The sequence below is a fragment of the Streptomyces sp. NPDC043176 genome (assembly GCF_056436715.1).
Window position 1 is genome coordinate 96781 of record NZ_JBWKCA010000005.1, and the last position, 17493, is coordinate 114273.

The following is a 17493-nucleotide window of genomic DNA, read 5'->3' on the forward strand; positions in this document are numbered from 1 at the left end:
CCTGAGGCGTGCCGGTGCCCGGCCGCAGGAGAGGGCCCCATGAACACCGTCCGCCGCGGCGCCGCCGCGTTCGCCGCCGCCGCAGTCGTACTCGGCACCGCCGCAGCCCTCCCGGCCGCCGCCGCGCCCTCCCCGACCCCCTCGGCCGGCGCGCTCCCGGCGGGCCTGTACGGCACGAAGGACCCGACGTACGACGGCGTCTGGCGGCAGTCGCTCGCCTTCCTCGCCCAGCGCGCCACCGGCTACCAGCCCGCCGACCAGGCCGTGGACTGGCTGCTCGGCCAGCAGTGCGCGGACGGCTCGTTCGCCTCGTACCGCGCGTCCGCCGCCACGCCCTGCGCCGCGAAGACCATGCGGGACACCAACGCCACCGCCGTCGCCGTCCAGGCCCTCGGCGCCGTCCGCCGCCAGGCCGCCGCGCCCGAGAAGGTCGACCAGGCCGTCAAGGCCGGCACCGACTGGCTGCGGACCGTACAGAACAAGGACGGCGGCTGGGGTTACGGCGTCGGCGGCGCCAGCGACGCCAACTCCACCTCGATCGTCGTCGGCGCGCTCGCCGCGACCGGTGTGAAGCCCGGCTCGTACGCCTCCGCCGACGGCCGCACCCCGTACGACGCGCTGCTCGCCTTCGCCCTGCCCTGCTCCGACAAGGAGGGCGCCGGCGCGTTCGCGTACCAGCCGGACCAGGCGGGCAAGCTCCTCGCGAACGCCGACGCCACCGCCGCGGCGACCCTCGCCGGGCTCGGCAAGGGCATCACCGCCACCAAGGCCTCCCCCGAGCAGCCCCCGGCCTGCACCGACCTGACGAAGCCGACCGCCGAGCGGGCCGCCCTCAACGGCGCCTCCTACCTGGCGAAGGCCCTCGCGAAGACCGGCCACCTGACCACCCCGCCGATGCCGGGCGCCACCGACACGGCCGAGAAGCCGGACGTCGGCAACACCGCCGACGCGGTCGTCGCCCTCGCCGCGGCCGGCGCCGCCAAGGAGGCCAAGCCCGCCCTGGAGTGGCTGGAGAAGAACTCCGCCGCCTGGGCGAAGGAGAGCGGACCCGCCGCGTACGCGCAGCTGATCCTGGCCGCCCGCGCCACGGACACCGACCCGCGCGAGTTCGGCACGGCGGACCTGGTCGAGCAGCTCAACGCCACCGGCCCCGCCCCCAAGACCCCTGACACCTCCGCCTCCTCCACCAGCGACGACGAGGACTCCGGCTTCGACATCTGGTGGATCATCGGCATCGGCATGGTCGTCGGCGTCGGCATCGGCTTCCTCGTGAGCGGCCGCAAGAAGTGAGCGCGACCGGCAGGACGGAACCCCGCGCCGCGGGGTTCCGGACAGCGGTCGGCATACGCGCCGCGGGCCTCCGGGTCGCGGGCGCCGCGGCCGGGGCGCTGCTGACCCTGACCGTCGTCGCGGCCGCCCCGGCGCAGGCCGCCGGGTACCGCTACTGGTCGTTCTGGGAGGGCGCGGACGGGAAGCCCTGGGCGTACGCCACCCAGGGCCCGGCGACCGCCCGGCCCGCCGACGGCGACGCGATCGGCTTCCGCTTCGCGCTCAGCCAGGGCACGAGCGACACCTCGCGGCCGTCGGCCGCCGCCGACTTCGCGGGGATCTGCGGGGGCGTGGAGAAGAAGGACGGCAGCAAGCGGATCGCGGTCGTGGTCGACTTCGGCGGACCGCTGGACGCTCCGCCCGGCGAGACCCCGCCGGCGAAGCCGGTCGAGGTCGGCTGTGCGGAGGTCCGCGACGAGGCGACGGGCGCGGAGGCGCTGGCCGCGGTGGCGAAGCCGCTGCGGTACGACAGCGCGGCCATGCTGTGCGGGATCGCCGGGTATCCGGCGCGCGGCTGCGGCGAGCAGGTCGACGAGCGGGCTCCGGCGTCCGCCGCCCCGACCGGCCCGGCGCCCGCCGCCGCCCCCGGGCAGGGCGGTGGGGGTCCGTCCTTCGGCGTGCTCGCCGGCGGGGCGGCCGTGCTGGCCCTCGGCGGCGCGGCGATCTGGAAGGCCCGCCGTCGCGGATGAGCCCCGCCCGTACCCGCTCGACTCCCCCGGACCGGCCCACCGACACGGACCGGTCCACCGACCCGGACCGGCCCACCGACACGGACCGGTCCACCGGCAAGGACCGGTCCACCGGCGTGGCCCGACCCACTCACGCGGACCGACCCACTCACGCGGACCGCTCCACCGGCACGGACCGCTCCACCGCCACGGCCCGGTCGGCCCCGGGTGCCCGGTTCGCGGCGCCCTCGGCGAGCCGGGCGAACGCCCTGCACGCCGGGGCCTGGTGGCTGTGGGCGCTCGGCCTGGCCGTCGCCGCCTCCCGCACCACCAACCCGCTCCTCCTCGGCCTGCTCGTCGGAGTCGCCGGATACGTCGTCGCGGCCCGCCGCACGGACGCGCCCTGGGCCCGCTCGTACGGCGCGTTCGTGAAGCTCGGCCTGTTCGTCGTCGCCCTGCGGGTGGTCTTCTCGCTGCTGCTCGGCTCCCCCATCCCCGGCACGCACGTCCTGTTCACGCTGCCCGAGGTGCCGTTGCCCGAGTGGGCGCGGGGCGTCCGGATCGGCGGCCGGGTCACGGCCGAGCAGCTGGTGTTCGCGCTGTACGACGGCGCCAAGCTGGCGACCCTGCTGATCTGCGTGGGCGCCGCGAACGCCCTGGCCAACCCGGCGCGCCTGCTCAAGTCGCTGCCGGGGGCGCTCTACGAGGCCGGGGTCGCCGTGGTCGTGGCGATGACCTTCGCGCCGAACATGGTCGCCGACGTCGTCCGGCTGCGCACCGCCCGCCGTCTCCGCGGCCGCCCCACCGGCGGGGTGCGGGCCGTCCTCCAGATCGGACTGCCGGTCCTCGAAGGCGCGCTGGAGCGGTCGATCGCCGTCGCGGCCTCCATGGACGCCCGCGGCTACGGCCGGACGGCCCACGTCCCCGCCTCCGTCCGCCGCACCACGAACGTCCTCACCCTCGGCGGCCTGCTGGGCGTCTGCGCCGGCTCGTACGGGCTTCTCGCCGCGGAAGGCGCCGGCTACGGGCTCCCGCTCCTCGGCGCCGGACTCCTCGCCGCCCTGGCCGGTCTCCGTCTCGGCGGCCGGCGCACCCTCCGCACCCGCTACCGGCCCGACCGCTGGGACGTCCGCGCCTGGCTGGTCTCCGGCTCCGGCGTGGCCGTCGCGGTCCTCATGATCCGGGCGAACTCCTACGCGCCCGACGCCCTGCACCCCGGCGTCGTCCCCCTGGAGGCACCCGAGCTGCCGCTCTGGCCGGCCGCGTCGATCCTCGTCGGCCTCCTCCCGGCCTTCGTCGCGCCCGTCCCCAAGGAGAGCACGTGATCCGCTTCGACAAGGTGTCCGTGACGTACGAGGACGCCGCCGAACCCACCCTCCGCGACGTGGACCTCACCGTCCCGGAAGGCGAACTCGTCCTCCTCGTCGGTCCCTCCGGCGTCGGCAAGTCCACCCTCCTCGGCGCCGTCTCCGGCCTCGTCCCCCACTTCACCGGCGGCACCTTCACCGGCCGCGTCACCGTCGACGGCCGCGACACCCGCACCCACCCGCCGCGCGAGCTCGCCGACCTCGTCGGCACGGTCGGCCAGGACCCGTCCGCCCACTTCGTCACCGACACCGTCGAGGACGAGCTCGCCTACGGCATGGAGTCCCTCGGTCTCCCCCCGGCCGTCATGCGCCGCCGCGTCGAGGAGACCCTCGACCTCCTGGGTCTCGCCGAGCTCCGCGACCGCCCCCTCGCCACCCTCTCCGGCGGGCAGCGCCAGCGCGTCGCCATCGGCTCCGTCCTCACCCCCCACCCCAAGGTCCTCGTCCTCGACGAACCCACCTCCGCGCTCGACCCGTCGGCCGCGGAGGACGTGCTCGCCGTCCTCCAGCGCCTCGTCCACGACCTGGGCACGACGGTCCTCCTCGCGGAACACCGCCTGGAGCGCGTCGTCCAGTACGCCGACCAGGTCCTCCTGCTCCCCGAGGCCGTGATGGGCCCGCCGGCCGAGATCATGGCCGTCTCGCCCGTGCACCCTCCGGTGGTGGCGCTGGGCCGCCTCGCGGGCTGGGACCCGCTTCCGCTGACGGTGCGCGACGCGCGGCGGAGGTCGGGCGGGCTGAAGGAGCGGCTGGAGGGGCGCGCGCCCGCGGCGCTCCCGGACGGACCCCGTGTGCTCCTCCCGTCGGACGAGCGGCGAGACACGGCCCCGCCGGCGCTGGATGCGCGGGGGCCCGGGGGCCGGGGAGGGGGACTCTCCCTCTTCCGGCGCCGCCGCACCGCCCCGGCCCGCCCCGCCGAGCCCGACCCCCTGGTCCGGGTCGCCGCCCTGGGCGTACGGCGCGGCCGCGTGGAAGCCCTCCGCCGCGTCGACCTCCGGGTCACCCCCGGCGAGACCATCGCCCTGATGGGCCGCAACGGCGCCGGCAAGTCCACCCTCCTGTCCGCCCTCGTGGGAATGATCGCCCCCACCACCGGCACCGTCCGCGTCGCGGGCCGCACCCCGCACACCACGGCCCCCCGCGAGCTGATCCGCCACGTGGGCCTGGTCCCCCAGGAGCCGCGGGACCTGCTGTACGCGGACACCGTCGCGGCCGAGTGCGCGGCGGCGGACGCGGACACCGACGCCGAGCCCGGCACCTGCCGCGCGCTGGTGGAGGAGCTGCTGCCGGGGGTGGCGGACGACACGCACCCCCGCGACCTCTCCGAGGGGCAGCGCCTCGCGCTCGCCCTGGCCGTGGTGCTGACCGGCCGCCCGCCGCTGCTCCTGCTCGACGAGCCCACCCGCGGCCTGGACTACGCGGCCAAGGCGCGCCTCGTCGCCCATCTGCGGGGCCTGGCGGCGGGCGGGCACGCGATCGTGCTGGCCACGCACGACGTGGAGCTGGCGGCGGAGCTGGCGCACCGGGTGGTGGTCATCGCGGACGGCGAGGTGGTGGCGGACGGTCCGACGGCCGAGGTCGTCGTCTCGTCGCCGGCGTTCTCGCCGCAGGTCGCGAAGATCCTGGCCCCGCAGCCGTGGCTCACGGTCGAACAGGTGGAGGCGGCGCTGTGAGCGCGGGGCCGACGAAGTCCGAGGCCGCGGGCAGCCGGCCCGGGGGCGCTCGCCCGGTCCGCCTCGGAGCGCGTTCCGTGACCGCGCTCGTCCTGGTGTCCGCGGTGGGGGTCATCGCGTTCTGCTGGCCGCTGTTCGCGGACGCCGGTTCGGCGGTCACCTCGCACGCCGGGGACGCGCCGTGGCTGTTCGCCGCGCTGCTGCCGCTGCTGGTCGCGGTGGTGGTCGCGACGATCGCGGACTGCGGGATGGACGCGAAGGCGGTGGCGATGCTGGGGGTGCTCGCCGCCGTGGGGGCGGCGCTGCGCCCGTTGGGCGCGGGGACGGCCGGTCTGGAGCCGATGTTCTTCCTGATGGTGCTGAGCGGCCGGGTCCTGGGCCCGGGGTTCGGTTTCGTCCTGGGTGCGGTGACGATGTTCGCGTCGGCCCTGCTCACGGGCGGGGTGGGGCCGTGGATGCCGTTCCAGATGCTGTCGATGGGCTGGTTCACGATGGGGGCGGGTCTGCTGCCGGGCGCGGGGCGCCTCCGGGGCCGGGGCGAGCTGCTGATGCTCTCCGTGTACGGCTTCGTGGCGGCGTTCGCGTACGGCACGGTCATGAACCTGCAGGGCTGGGTCCTGCTCCAGGGCCTGGGCTCGGGGGTGTCCTTCCAGCCGGGCGCCCCGCTGCCGGAGAACCTGGTCCGGTTCCTGGCGTACGTGCTGGCCACCTCGCTCGGCTGGGACCTCGGCCGCGCCGCCCTCACGGTCGTCCTGACCCTCACCGTCGGCGGCACGCTGCTCCGGGCGCTGCGGCGGGCCACGAGGCGGGCGAACTTCGAGGCCCAGGTCACATTCCGGGGCCTCTGAGGGCCCGCCGCGGGTGAGGCGCCCCACAGGACCTACGTCACGTACGAGCCGGAATAGTAGACCGACGGCACCCGCACAAAGCACCCCACACCCGGTCACGACCTGCGCAAACGCCCCACACCCCTACCCCGGGACTTTGCCCTGACGTCCGAACCCGCCTCGTACACGGGGTCCTTGCCCCGGCCCGGGAGGCCCTGCTTGTCTGGTGGACGTCGCCAGGCAGCCGGTGCTCACCGCAGCGCCTCGGACGGCCGGTTCCCTCCAGTTCCCGGGTCTCCCGGGCTCTGGTTCCGGCTTGCCGAAATCGCCTGGCGCGGCCCTTGTCACCGACGTTAGGTAGATACGTTGATCAGCTCGCTCACCACTCGTGTCGTTGCCCGCAAGAAGACCTTCGCCGCCACCGCAGCCGTGCTGCTGGGCGCGTCGGGTGCGGTGCTCGGCACGACGGGCTCGGCTTCGGCCGCCAGCCCGCAGGAGCTCGCTCGTGAGATCGTCCCCGCCTCGCAGTACGCGTCCTTCAGCAAGATCGTCGAGCACGAGTCGCACTGGAACCACACCGCGACCAACTCGTCCAGCGGCGCCTACGGCCTGGTCCAGGCCCTGCCGGCCTCGAAGATGTCCTCGGCCGGTGCCGACTGGAAGACCAACCCGGCCACCCAGATCAAGTGGGGCCTGAACTACATGAACGAGCGCTACGGCTCCCCGAACGCCGCCTGGGCGTTCTGGCAGGCCAACGGCTGGTACTAAGAGACCCGCCGCACAGCGCATCCGCAAGGCCCCGCCCTCCGCTCGGAGGGGCGGGGCCTGCGGCGTCTCCGCGCCCCCTCCCCCGCCTCCGTTTCCTTTCGTCTTTCCGTCGGTGGATTTTTAGTAGACCGGTCGTCTAGCATTCCCGGCATCGGCGGACCCCACGCTCCCGCCGCGACTCCGGAGGTCGTCCGTGTCAGCGCTCCCCACCCTTCCCCCCGGCCGGTTCGGCGAGCTCGTCGGCGTGCCGCTGCCGATCGTGCAGGGCCCCTTCGGCGGCGGGCTGTCCTCCGTCGAGCTCGCCGCGACCGTGTCCGAGGGCGGCGGCCTCGGCTCGTACGGGGCCCACATCCACACCCCCGAGGAGATCACCGCGCTGGTGGCCCGGCTCCACGCCGCCACCGACCGCCCGTTCGCCGTGAACCTCTGGGTGCCGCTGGAGGACGAGGAGCGCGAACCGCCGGCGGCCGCGCTCGCCGAGCACGTCGAACGCCTGCGGCCGTACTACGAGGAGCTGGGCGTACGGGCCCCGGACGCGGAGGACCTACGGGCCCTGCCGGACTTCGACGAGCAGCTCGACGCCCTGCTCGCGGCGGCCCCGCCCGTGATCAGCCTGGTCATGGGCCCGCCGCCGGGCCGCCTGGTCGCGGAGGCCCGGCGGCGCGGGATCGTGCTGGTCGGCACGGCGACCACGGTCGACGAGGCGGTGGCCCTGGAGCGGGCGGGGGTGGACGCGGTCGTCGCCTCCGGCAGCGACGCGGGCGGCCACCGCGGCGCCTTCCTGCGGCCGGTGCGGGAGTCCCTGGTCGGCACCTTCTCGCTCGTACCGCAGGTGGCGGACGCGGTGTCCGTCCCGGTGGTCGCGGCGGGCGGGATCGCCGACGGGCGCGGGGTCGCCGCGGCGCTCGCGCTCGGCGCGGACGCCGTCCAGATCGGCACCGGCTTCCTCGCCGCGCGCGAGTCGGGGGCGAGCGACGTCCACCGCCGGGCCCTCGGCGCCCCGCAGGCCCGCACGACCGTGCTGACCCGGCTGTTCTCGGGCCGCACGGCGCGGGGCATCCCGAACGGCTTCGTCCGGGACATGGCGGCCCACGAGGAGCACGTGCCCCCGTACCCCGTACAGAACACGCTGATGCAGCCGATCCGCCGCGCCGCCGCCGAGCAGGGCCGGCCCGAGTACGTGAACCTCTGGGCCGGCCAGGCCGCCGCGCTCGCCCAGGAGTCGCCCTCGGCCGCCGCGTACCTCTCGGCCCTCGTGGAACAGACGCTCAAGGCCACCGGCTGACGGCCCCGGAACGGGCGGCCCGCGGGAGCAGATCGGCGGCGGACCGTCCGCGAGAGCAGATTCACGGCGGGCGGCCCGCAGGAGCAGGTTCCCGGCGAACCCGCTCCCGCGGCCGGCCGTTCAGAGCCGCTGGATGATCGTCCCGGTGGCGAGCGCACCGCCCGCGCACATCGTGATGAGCGCGAACTCCTTGTCCGACCGCTCCAGTTCGTGCAGGGCCGTGGCGATGAGGCGGGCGCCGGTGGCGCCGACGGGGTGGCCGAGGGCGATGGCGCCGCCGTTGACGTTGACCTTCTCCAGGTCCTGGTCGAAGACCTGCGCCCAGCTCAGCACCACGGAGGCGAAGGCCTCGTTGATTTCGACGAGGTCGATGTCCTTGAGGCTCATCCCGGCCTTGCCGAGGACGGCGCGGGTCGCGTCGACCGGCCCGTCGAGGTGGAAGTGCGGGTCGGCTCCGACGAGGGCCTGGGCGACGATCCGGGCGCGGGGGCGGAGCTTGAGGGCGCGGGCCATGCGCTTGGAGGCCCACATGACGGCGGAGGCGCCGTCGGAGATCTGCGAGGAGTTGCCCGCCGTGTGGATCGCGGCGGGCATGACCGGCTTGAGCCGGGCGAGGCCCTCCATGGTGGTGTCGCGGAGGCCCTCGTCGCGGTCGACGAGCCGCCACATGCCCTGCCCGGCCGCCTGTTCCGCCTCGGTGGTGGGGACCTGCACGGCGAAGGTCTCGCGCTTGAAGCGCTCCTCGGACCAGGCGATCGCGGCGCGCTCCTGGGAGAGGAGGCCGAGCGAGTCGACGCGTTCACGGGTGAGGCCGCGGCGGCGGGCGATGCGTTCGGCGGCCTCGAACTGGTTGGGCAGGTCGACGTTCCACTCGTCGGGGAACGGCTTGCCGGGGCCGTGCTTGGAGCCGGAGCCGAGCGGGACGCGGGACATGGCCTCGACGCCGCAGCTGATCCCGATGTCGATGACGCCGGCCGCGACCATGTTGGCGACCATGTGGCTCGCCTGCTGGGAGGAGCCGCACTGGCAGTCGACGGTGGTGGCGGCCGTCTCGTAGGGCAGGCCCATGGTGAGCCAGGCGGTGCGCGCCGGGTTCATGGACTGCTCGCCGGCGTGGGTGACCGTACCGCCGACGATCTGTTCGACGCAGTCGGCGTGGATGCCGGTGCGCCCGAGGAGTTCCCGGTAGGTCTCGCCCAGGAGGTAGGCGGGGTGGAGGTTGGCGAGCGCGCCTCCGCGCTTGCCGATGGGGGTGCGTACGGCTTCGACGATGACGGGTTCCGCGGCCATGAGCTCGTCCTCTCCTCGACCGGACGGGGTGTCCCGGCACCCCGGTCGGTCGGCGTCACGGGGGAACTAGTACGCGTTCTAGTTCTGAGTGCAGTCTTATGACTGCTACCGCCGGTACGCAAGGGTCCGGGACGCAACAGTTCCCGCCCGGACCCTTGCTACTTGTAGAACTCGTTACTAACTTTCCCGGCAACTTCTGATGGTCCATCAGATATGGAGAGTGTTGCCGATGCCCTGCCCCCATCTCCCCGAAGGGCTCCCCGAGGGGTTCGACGCCACCGACCCCGACCTGCTCCGCGACCGCGTCCCCTTCCCGGAGTTCGCCCGGCTGCGGCAGACCGCCCCCGTCTGGTGGTGCCCCCAGCCGGCCGGCGTCACCGGCTTCGAGGACAGCGGGTACTGGGCCGTCACGCGCCACGCGGACGTCAAGTACGTCTCCACGCACCCCGAGTTGTTCTCCTCGAACGAGAACACCGCCGTCATCCGCTTCAACGAGCACATCAGCCGGGACCAGATCGAGGTCCAGAAGCTGATCATGCTCAACATGGACCCGCCGGAGCACACCCGGGTCCGCCAGATCGTCCAGCGCGGCTTCACCCCCCGCGCGATCCGGAACCTGGAGACCGCGCTGCGCGACCGCGCCCACGCCATCGTCGCCGAGGCGAAGCGCGGCGCGGACGCCGACGGCACCTTCGACTTCGTCACCCGCGTCGCCGTCGAACTGCCCCTCCAGGCCATCGCCGAACTCATCGGCGTCCCCCAGGAGGACCGCTCCCGGATCTTCGACTGGTCGAACAAGATGGTCGCGTACGACGACCCCGAGTACGCCATCACCGAGGAGATCGGCGCCGAGGCCGCCATGGAGCTCATCGGCTACTCGATGAACATGGCCGCCGCCCGCAAGGAGTGCCCCGCCGCCGACATCGTCAGCCGACTCGTCGCCGCCGAGGGACAGGGCAACCTGTCCTCCGACGAGTTCGGCTTCTTCGTGCTGCTGCTCGCCGTCGCCGGCAACGAGACCACCCGCAACGCCATCAGCCACGGCATGCACGCCTTCCTGACCCACCCCGACCAGTGGGAGCTCTTCAAGCGGGAACGCCCCGCGACCGCCGCCGAGGAGATCGTCCGCTGGGCGACCCCCGTGGTCTCCTTCCAGCGGACCGCGACCCAGGACACCGAGATCGGCGGCCAGAAGATCGCCAAGGGCGACCGCGTCGGTCTCTTCTACTCCTCCGCCAACAACGACCCCGAGGCCTTCACCGACCCCGAACGCTTCGACATCACCCGCGACCCCAATCCGCACCTCGGCTTCGGCGGCGGCGGACCCCACTTCTGCCTCGGCAAGTCCCTCGCGATCAAGGAGATCGAGCTGATCTTCAACGCGATCGCCGACGCCCTGCCCGACCTCACCCTCGCCGGCGAACCGCGCCGGCTGCGAGCCGCCTGGCTCAACGGGGTGAAGGAGCTCCGGGTCCGGACGACGTCCGCCTGACCCACGGCCCCGCCCCGCCCGGGCCCCCGCGGGGGGTGGGGCGACCTCCCGCCCGCCCCACCCCGCCGACTCACTCCCGGCCCACCCCCGGCAAACGCCCGCCCCGCCCCCGGCGACTCACTCCCGCCCCACCCCCGCCGGACTCCCGCCCGCCTCGCCCCGCGGACTCCCGCCCGCGCCCGGAACCGGACGGCCCCCGGGCGCGTCCGAGCCGACATGCGGGGGACACACGGAAGCGATCCGGCCACCAGAATCCTGACCACGCTCGTCGCGCTGCTCATGCTCCAGCTCGGCTCGCTGGTCGCACCGGCGTACGCCTGCGGCTGCGGCGCGATGATCCCGGACAAGTCCCAGCGCATCGGCGTCGACCGCGAGGAGTCGGCCGTGCACTGGGACGGCCGCACCGAGACCGTCGTCATGCGGTTCCACGTCCACGGGAACGCCCGGAAGGCCGCCTGGATCATGCCGGTTCCGAGCCGCGCCGAGGTCACCCTCGGCGAGCCGGCCCTCTTCGACGCGCTCGAATCGCTCACCGCGCCCGAGGAACGCGACCGGTACCACTTCTGGCCGCGCGAGGGCGACTGGCCGTTCGACGACCCCTGGGGGGACGGCTCGGCCGGGGCCGCCCCGTCCGCCCCGGGGCCTGGTGTCGGCGTCGTCGGCCGTGCGCGGCTCGGTCCGTTCGACGTGGCCCGGCTGACCGCCACCGACCCCGAGGCACTCGGCGACTGGCTGCACACCAACGGCTTCGAGCTGCCCGAGCGGCTCCCCGGCGCCCTCCAGCCGTACGTCGAGCGGAAGTGGGAGTACGTCGCCGTCCGCCTCGCCCCCGACGAGAAGGGCGCGGCCCTCCACGGCAGGCTGTCCCCGCTGCGGATCAGCTTCGCCTCCGCCGAACTCGTCTACCCCATGCGGCTCTCCCGTCTCGCCACCACACCGCAGACACTCGGCCTGTACGTCCTCGCCGACCACCGCATGGAGCCCCGCTCCTCCATCGGCGGCGACCGCCCCGAGGTCACCTTCGCGGGCCGGATCGACGGCGACGAGAGCCACGCGCTCGCCCTGCTCACCGGCGGCAGGCCGGTCCACCTCACCGCCCTGGAGCAGGAGTTCCCCCGCCCCGAGCGCATCGACGACGACCACCACCTGCGGACCGTCGCCGACACCCCGTACCGCGAGGTCGTCTACACCGACCGCCTGCTGACGGTCGGCGACGGGATCCCCGCCTGGCTCCTCGCGGTGGGCGGCGGACTCCTCGTCGCCGCACTCGCCGCGCTCCTGGCCGTACGGGCCAGAAGTCGCCGGTCACGCCGCACCGCCGGTGTACGTTCGACCGCATGACGAACCCTCAATGGAGCGAAGTGGACCACTACTTCGCCGACACGATCGCCCCGGCCGACGAGGTCCTGACGGCCGCGCTCGCCGACTCCACCGCCGCCGGCCTGCCCGAGATCGCCGTCGCCCCCAACCAGGGCAAGCTCCTCCACCTGCTCGCCCGGATGCAGGGCGCCCGGAACATCCTGGAGATCGGCACCCTCGGCGGCTACAGCACCATCTGGCTGGCCCGCGCCCTGCCCGCCGACGGCCGCCTCGTCACCCTCGAGTACGACCCCGCCCACGCGGACGTCGCCCGCGCCAACATCGCCCGCGCCGGCCTCGACAAGCTCGTCGAGGTCCGCACGGGCGCGGCCCTCGACTCCCTCCCGCAGCTGGAGGCGGAGGGCGCCGGCCCCTTCGACCTCGTCTTCGTCGACGCCGACAAGGTCAACAACCCGCACTACGTGACCTGGGCCCTCAAGCTCTCCCGCCCGGGCACGGTCATCATCGTCGACAACGTGGTGCGCAACGGCAGGATCGCCACCCCGCACCCCGACGACCCCGCCGTCACCGGCACCCGCGACATGTTCGACCTGGTCGCCCGCGAACCGCGCCTGGACGCCACGGCCTTCCAGACGGTCGGCACCAAGGGCTACGACGGCCTGCTCCTCGCCCGCGTCACGGACTGACGCGCCGGGAACCCTCGGGTCCCGGGTCCGGCCCGGGACCCGAAGGCCCGGCCCGGCACCGCACCGCACCGCACCGCACCCACCGGACGCGCCCGGGAAGGGCCCTTCGTCAGGCGGACGCCACCGGCTCCCCCGGCGCACTCGACCGCCACCCGGCGAAGAGCGGCAGTTCGCCCGCACCGTCGAGCACGACGACCCCGAACGGCCGGTCGAACACGATCCGTTCCACCGCCGTGCGACGCGGCGGGGCCGCGCCGCGGGTCATCGTCACCTGGGTGACGGCGGCCGCCTCCACCCCTTCCTCGGCGACCTCGACCAGCGCCTCCTGCACCACCTTGCCGATGTACAGGTCCGCCGCCGAGAGCCCCGAGAAGTCCGCACCGGGCCGCAGCGCCCGGTCGAGGCCGAGCGCGGCCAGGTGCCCCTTCGCGTCGGTCTTCGTGCGCAGGGTGAAACGCGGCAGCACCAGGTCCGCCGAGTCGGCCACGAGCCCCGTGCGCTCCGCGGGCTCCGCCCAGGCGGCGGGCAGCACCTCCCCGGGCCCCGCTCCCTCCGCCCCGAGCACGAACCGCACCAGGGGTCCGCCGCCCTCGCCGTCCGCCCCGGCGCAGGGCAGTTCCACGACGGTGGCCCCGTCCGCGTACCAGACCCACGAGGCCGGGATCCGCTGGCGCATGGTGGGCACCGGCCGGGTGTCGCCGTATCCGTCGGTGAACGGCTCGTCGCGGGTGAGGTGCCCCGGAAAGGCCGTCCGCCAGGACGCCTTGAGGGCCAGCGCGTCGAGCAGCACCAGGTCCTCGGTGCCGTCCAGGTCCAGCGGCAGCCTCTGGATCCGCCCGCCGGTCGCCTCCCGCACCCACGCGTCCAGCTCCGCCTGCGCGTCCGGGACGCCCCCGGGCGACATGCCGTCGGTCGCCCCGGACGCGTCGCCGGGCAGGGCGAACCACGCGGCCCCCGGCAACACCCCGAACCGCACACCCGGCAGCGCGCGCCTGAACCCGTCGAGGACCGGCACCCTGCTCCACACCCCGGTCGCCGCCGCCACCCCGCCCTCGGCCGCGAGCCGCTGCCCCACCAGGGTCACCGCCTCGGCGGCCTCCTCGCCCTCCACCCCCAGCAACTCCCGCAGCTCCGCCCCGGTCCGCCCCCGCGCCCCGGAGGCGACCGCCCCCAGCGCCGACCACAGCCCCACCGGCGACACCACGAAGTCCCCGTCCCCGAGGCGCCCCAGCCAGCGCGCGGCCAGCGCCCGTACCGCGTGGGTCGCGCGTGCCGGAAGGACGGCCGGTCCGTGAGTCATATCCTGCCCCCTATGAGCATCGTGAAGATCAACGTCCTGACCGTTCCCGCCGAGCAGCGTGAGGTGCTGGAGCAGCGTTTCGCGGCCCGGGCCGGGGCCGTGGAGGGGTCCGACGGGTTCGAGTGGTTCGAGCTGCTGCGGCCGCTGGAGGGGACGGACCAGTACCTGGTGTACACCCGGTGGCGCAGTGAGGAGGACTTCCAGGCGTGGATGAGCGGTTCCATGCAGGCGGCGCACCAGGGCGGGGGCGAGGGCGGCGAGCGCCCCAAGCCGGCCGCGTCCGGTTCGACGCTGTGGTCGTTCGAGGTCGTGCAGCAGGCGTCGCCGAAGTAGCCGCCCGGGTTCGAGGCCGTACGGCAGGCGCCGCCGGGGCATCCGCCGGAAACCGGGGGCGCGGCCGGTCGGAAACCGGGAGGAGCCACCAGCCGGGAAACCGGGAAGCGCGGCCGGTCGGAAACCGGGAGGCGCGGCCGGTCGTGCGGGTCGCAGAATGACCCGCATGACCTGGACTTTCTCTCCCGAACGCGTGGACACCCCGGACGCGACCGCGTTGCGGCGCGACTACTACGGGGATGTGGCGGGCCGCTACTTCCGGCGCGCCGTGACCGAGGACGAGTACGACGAGGAGATGCTGAACGAGGGGCTCGACCTGCTGGCCCCGCCCGCCGGGCAGTTCCTCGTCGGACGCCACGAAGGCGAGCCGGCCGCGTGCGGCGGCGTCATCCTCCTGGACGACGAACGGGCCGAGCTGACCCGGGTGTTCATCCGCCACGCGTTCCGCGGCCTCGGCGGCGCCGACCTCCTGATGAACGGCCTGGAGGACGCCGCCCGGTCGCTCGGCGCGCGCCGGACGGTCCTCAACACACGGCTCGACCTCGTGGAGGCGCGCGCCCTGTACACGCGGCACGGGTACGAGGAGATCCCGGCGTACTGCTCGGGCCCGTACATGGAGATCTGGTACGGCAAGGAGCTCTGAGCCCCGCCGGCGGCTCACCCGCGGTGGTCGCGGGGTGGCTCGGGCGTGTCGGGCCGCTCCCCGTCCGAGCCACAGAGCTCGGCCGTGAGCTCCTCCACGAGTTTCACCAGGTCGGTGGGCCGGTCCGGTCCCCACCAGTCGCCGAGGAGCTCGGCGAGGGACTCCTCCCGTGCCTTGGCGAGGGCCCCCGCCACTCGTACGCCGTCCGCGGTGAGGGCCAGCTGGACGCCCTCGCGGCTGACCAGGCGACGCTCCTCCACCTGCCGGGAGGCCTCGGTGATCACCCGCAGGGGTACGGGCGTGGTCTCGGCGAGCCGGGCGGGTTCGACGGTGCCGTGGCGGCGGGCCCGGAGGAGGAGCCAGCTCGCGGCGGGCAGGAGGTCGAGCCCTGCCCGGTCGGTGATCTTCACGTAGACCGCCTTGCGTCCCTCGCGGGAGCCGAGGAGGGACAGGGCACGGGCGCACTCCTCGTACGAGGAGCGTTCGACCGGGTTGGAGGCGAGGGTCTGGCTCGGGTCGGGCGCGGTGACCGAGGCCCGCAGCTTGTCCTCCTTGAGGAACCAGGCGACGACGAAGGCCACGAGGACGACCGGCAGCGCGTACAGGAAGACGTCGGTGATGGACGTGGCGTACGCGTGGAGCACCGAGGGCCGCAGTTCGGCGGGGAGTGCGGTGATGACGCGCGGGTCGGCGGCGACCTGCTCGGGGCCGACCCCCGGGGGCGGCGCCTGTCCGGCGGCGGTCGCGGCGGCGAAGACGTCGTCGAGTTCGCCGGTGAGGCGGCTGGTGAACACGGTGCCGAAGACGGCGACGCCGAAGGAGGCCCCGATGGAGCGGAAGAAGGTGGCTCCGGAGGTGGCGACGCCGAGGTCCTCGTACGCGACGGCGTTCTGCACGACGAGGACGAGGACCTGCATGACCAGGCCGAGCCCGGCGCCGAAGACGAAGAAGCAGACGCTCATCTCCCAGGTCGAGCTGGTCTCCGTCAGCCGGTGGAGGAGGAGCAGCCCGACGCCGGTGAGGAAGGTGCCGGCGATGGGGAAGACCTTCCACCGGCCGGTGTGCGAGACGATCTGGCCGGAGGCGGTCGAGGTGATCAGCATGCCGAGGACCATGGGCAGCATGTGGACGCCGGACATGGTCGGTGTCACGCCCTGGACGACCTGGAGGAACGTCGGCAGGTAGGTCATCGCGCCGAACATCGCGAAGCCGACCACGAAGCTGATGACCGAGACGAGGCTGAAGGTCCGGATCCGGAACAGCTTGAGCGGCAGCACGGGTTCGACCGCCCGCCGCTCCACGTGCACGAACCACACCAGGAGTACGGCTCCGAGGACGGCGAGTCCGACGATCTGCGCCGAGCCCCACGCCCAGGTGGTTCCGCCGAGCGAGGCCACCAGGACCAGGCAGGTGGCGACCGAGGCGATGAGGAAGGTGCCGAGGTAGTCGATGGTGTGCCGGGTGGGGCGCACCGGGATGTGCAGCACGGCCGCGATCACGAAGAGGGCGACGATCCCGATCGGCAGGTTGATGTAGAAGACCCAGCGCCAGGAGAGGTGCTGGGTGAACAGGCCGCCGAGGAGCGGGCCGAGGACGCTGGTGGTGCCGAAGACGGCGCCGAAGAGGCCCTGGTACCTGCCGCGCTCGCGGGGCGGGACGAGGTCGCCCACGATCGCCATGGACAGGACCATGAGTCCGCCGCCGCCCAGTCCCTGGATCCCGCGGAAGGCGATGAGCTGCGGCATGTTCTGCGCGATGCCGCAGAGGGCCGAGCCGATGAGGAAGAGGACGATCGCGGCCTGGAAGAGCTTCTTGCGCCCGTACTGGTCCCCCAGCTTGCCCCACAGGGGAGTCGCCGCCGTGGACGCGAGCATGTAGGCGGTGACCACCCAGGAGAGGTGCTCCATGCCGCCGAGTTCGCTGACGATGGTCGGGAGCGCGGTGGACACGATCGTCTGGTCGAGGGCCGCGAGCAGCATGCCGAGCAGCAGCGCGCCGATCGCCACGAGGACGCCGCGGCGGCTCTGCCCCTCCCCCGGTGCGGGCGCCGCGGCGGGCTCGGGCGGGCGGATCTCCTGGGCCATGGGCGTCTCCGTCTCCTTCTCCGCCGCCGTGGGCGGCCCCTCCATCCTGGTGTGAATGTCCGGTTATGGCCTGCGGAAGGGCACGCCTGTTCACCCGCCGGAAGGGGGCGGGCTGCATAATCGCTCGCAGTTGTATCGGGGAGGGGACCCATCATGACCGGACACGTCTGTCCTGAATGCGGTGTACACAGACCTGGCTGCGCCTGCGCCCAGGCGGCGATCGCCGCGGCCGAGGACTTCGATCCCCTGCGGATCAGGCCCTACGTGACGCTCGACGCCCCCGAGGGCCCCGAGGTCCCGCGCCCGCAGCACCCCGAACCCCCGACGACAAGGGGCGCGGGAACGTCGCCGTACGGACCCGGGGCCGGCGCCGGGACCGGGGGCGTGGGAACGTCGTACGGCACCGGGACGGGGGGCGTGGGGGCGTC

Annotated in this window: 15 protein-coding genes; 12 read left to right on the forward strand and 3 right to left on the reverse strand. The window is 74.1% G+C overall.

All coding sequences use genetic code 11. The features are described 5' to 3' along the window. Positions 1 to 39 precede the first annotated feature (39 nt). The 7 genes from AC067A_RS09710 (at position 40) to AC067A_RS09740 (ending at position 7917) form a co-directional block, all read left to right on the forward strand. Complete coding sequence (locus tag AC067A_RS09710) at positions 40 to 1290, forward strand: prenyltransferase/squalene oxidase repeat-containing protein (RefSeq protein ID WP_478616975.1); 1251 nt, start codon at positions 40 to 42, stop codon at positions 1288 to 1290. Continuing rightward, positions 1287 to 2018: an SCO2322 family protein gene (locus tag AC067A_RS09715; RefSeq protein WP_478616977.1), complete on the forward strand. Its 732-nt coding sequence runs from the start codon at positions 1287 to 1289 to the stop codon at positions 2016 to 2018. The genes AC067A_RS09710 and AC067A_RS09715 overlap by 4 nt, the downstream gene beginning before the upstream one ends. Beyond that, a complete protein-coding gene (locus AC067A_RS09720; protein ID WP_478616980.1) occupies positions 2015 to 3322 on the forward strand; it encodes an energy-coupling factor transporter transmembrane component T in 1308 nt (435 codons plus the stop codon). Before AC067A_RS09715 ends, AC067A_RS09720 begins: the two co-directional genes overlap by 4 nt. Next, complete coding sequence (locus AC067A_RS09725) at positions 3319 to 5037, forward strand: ABC transporter ATP-binding protein (protein ID WP_478616983.1); 1719 nt, start codon at positions 3319 to 3321, stop codon at positions 5035 to 5037. Before AC067A_RS09720 ends, AC067A_RS09725 begins: the two co-directional genes overlap by 4 nt. Next, a complete protein-coding gene (locus AC067A_RS09730; protein ID WP_478616986.1) occupies positions 5034 to 5885 on the forward strand; it encodes an ECF transporter S component in 852 nt (283 codons plus the stop codon). Before AC067A_RS09725 ends, AC067A_RS09730 begins: the two co-directional genes overlap by 4 nt. 345 nt (positions 5886 to 6230) lie before the next feature. Beyond that, the gene (locus AC067A_RS09735) at positions 6231 to 6632 is read left to right on the forward strand and encodes an aggregation-promoting factor C-terminal-like domain-containing protein (RefSeq protein WP_478616989.1); all 402 of its coding nucleotides are present in this window, start codon (positions 6231 to 6233) and stop codon (positions 6630 to 6632) included. A gap of 193 nt (positions 6633 to 6825) precedes the next feature. Next, complete coding sequence (locus tag AC067A_RS09740) at positions 6826 to 7917, forward strand: NAD(P)H-dependent flavin oxidoreductase (protein WP_478616992.1); 1092 nt, start codon at positions 6826 to 6828, stop codon at positions 7915 to 7917. Positions 7918 to 8037: 120 nt separating this feature from the next. Here the strand turns inward: AC067A_RS09740 and AC067A_RS09745 are convergent, their stop codons facing one another. After that, complete coding sequence (locus AC067A_RS09745) at positions 8038 to 9207, reverse strand: steroid 3-ketoacyl-CoA thiolase (RefSeq protein ID WP_478616995.1); 1170 nt, start codon at positions 9205 to 9207, stop codon at positions 8038 to 8040. Between the two features lie 229 nt (positions 9208 to 9436). Between AC067A_RS09745 and AC067A_RS09750 the strand changes: the two genes are divergently transcribed. From AC067A_RS09750 to AC067A_RS09760, 3 genes are all read left to right on the forward strand, one after another. Then, a complete protein-coding gene (locus AC067A_RS09750; RefSeq protein WP_478616998.1) occupies positions 9437 to 10699 on the forward strand; it encodes a cytochrome P450 in 1263 nt (420 codons plus the stop codon). A 216-nt stretch (positions 10700 to 10915) separates the two neighbouring features. Beyond that, positions 10916 to 12040 (forward strand): DUF2330 domain-containing protein, encoded by a 1125-nt coding sequence (locus AC067A_RS09755; RefSeq protein ID WP_478617001.1) that lies wholly within the window; start codon positions 10916 to 10918, stop codon positions 12038 to 12040. Continuing rightward, a complete protein-coding gene (locus AC067A_RS09760) occupies positions 12037 to 12705 on the forward strand; it encodes an O-methyltransferase (protein WP_478617004.1) in 669 nt (222 codons plus the stop codon). The genes AC067A_RS09755 and AC067A_RS09760 overlap by 4 nt, the downstream gene beginning before the upstream one ends. Before the next feature lie 109 nt (positions 12706 to 12814). Here the strand turns inward: AC067A_RS09760 and AC067A_RS09765 are convergent, their stop codons facing one another. Next, positions 12815 to 14005: a serpin family protein gene (locus AC067A_RS09765; RefSeq protein WP_478617006.1), complete on the reverse strand. Its 1191-nt coding sequence runs from the start codon at positions 14003 to 14005 to the stop codon at positions 12815 to 12817. 12 nt (positions 14006 to 14017) lie between these two features. Between AC067A_RS09765 and AC067A_RS09770 the strand changes: the two genes are divergently transcribed. After that, positions 14018 to 14338 (forward strand): antibiotic biosynthesis monooxygenase family protein, encoded by a 321-nt coding sequence (locus AC067A_RS09770; protein WP_033207291.1) that lies wholly within the window; start codon positions 14018 to 14020, stop codon positions 14336 to 14338. 157 nt (positions 14339 to 14495) lie between these two features. Then, a complete protein-coding gene (locus AC067A_RS09775; RefSeq protein ID WP_478617011.1) occupies positions 14496 to 14981 on the forward strand; it encodes a GNAT family N-acetyltransferase in 486 nt (161 codons plus the stop codon). A 14-nt stretch (positions 14982 to 14995) separates the two neighbouring features. Here the strand turns inward: AC067A_RS09775 and AC067A_RS09780 are convergent, their stop codons facing one another. Further along, entirely contained in the window at positions 14996 to 17065 is a 2070-nt protein-coding gene (locus AC067A_RS09780) for an MDR family MFS transporter (RefSeq protein WP_478617014.1), read from the reverse strand. Positions 17066 to 17493: the final 428 nt, after the last annotated feature.

What these genes read in the sequence shown, in the direction of transcription:
- AC067A_RS09710 (WP_478616975.1), top strand. Translation starts at nt 40, where the DNA reads ATGAACACCGTCCGCCGCGGCGCCGCCGCGTTCGCCGCCGCCGCAGTC.
- AC067A_RS09720 (WP_478616980.1), top strand. Translation starts at nt 2,015, where the DNA reads ATGAGCCCCGCCCGTACCCGCTCGACTCCCCCGGACCGGCCCACCGAC.
- AC067A_RS09745 (WP_478616995.1), bottom strand. Translation starts at nt 9,207, where the DNA reads ATGGCCGCGGAACCCGTCATCGTCGAAGCCGTACGCACCCCCATCGGC.
- AC067A_RS09750 (WP_478616998.1), top strand. Translation starts at nt 9,437, where the DNA reads ATGCCCTGCCCCCATCTCCCCGAAGGGCTCCCCGAGGGGTTCGACGCC.
- AC067A_RS09755 (WP_478617001.1), top strand. Translation starts at nt 10,916, where the DNA reads ATGCGGGGGACACACGGAAGCGATCCGGCCACCAGAATCCTGACCACG.
- AC067A_RS09760 (WP_478617004.1), top strand. Translation starts at nt 12,037, where the DNA reads ATGACGAACCCTCAATGGAGCGAAGTGGACCACTACTTCGCCGACACG.
- AC067A_RS09765 (WP_478617006.1), bottom strand. Translation starts at nt 14,005, where the DNA reads ATGACTCACGGACCGGCCGTCCTTCCGGCACGCGCGACCCACGCGGTA.
- AC067A_RS09770 (WP_033207291.1), top strand. Translation starts at nt 14,018, where the DNA reads ATGAGCATCGTGAAGATCAACGTCCTGACCGTTCCCGCCGAGCAGCGT.
- AC067A_RS09775 (WP_478617011.1), top strand. Translation starts at nt 14,496, where the DNA reads ATGACCCGCATGACCTGGACTTTCTCTCCCGAACGCGTGGACACCCCG.
- AC067A_RS09780 (WP_478617014.1), bottom strand. Translation starts at nt 17,065, where the DNA reads ATGGCCCAGGAGATCCGCCCGCCCGAGCCCGCCGCGGCGCCCGCACCG.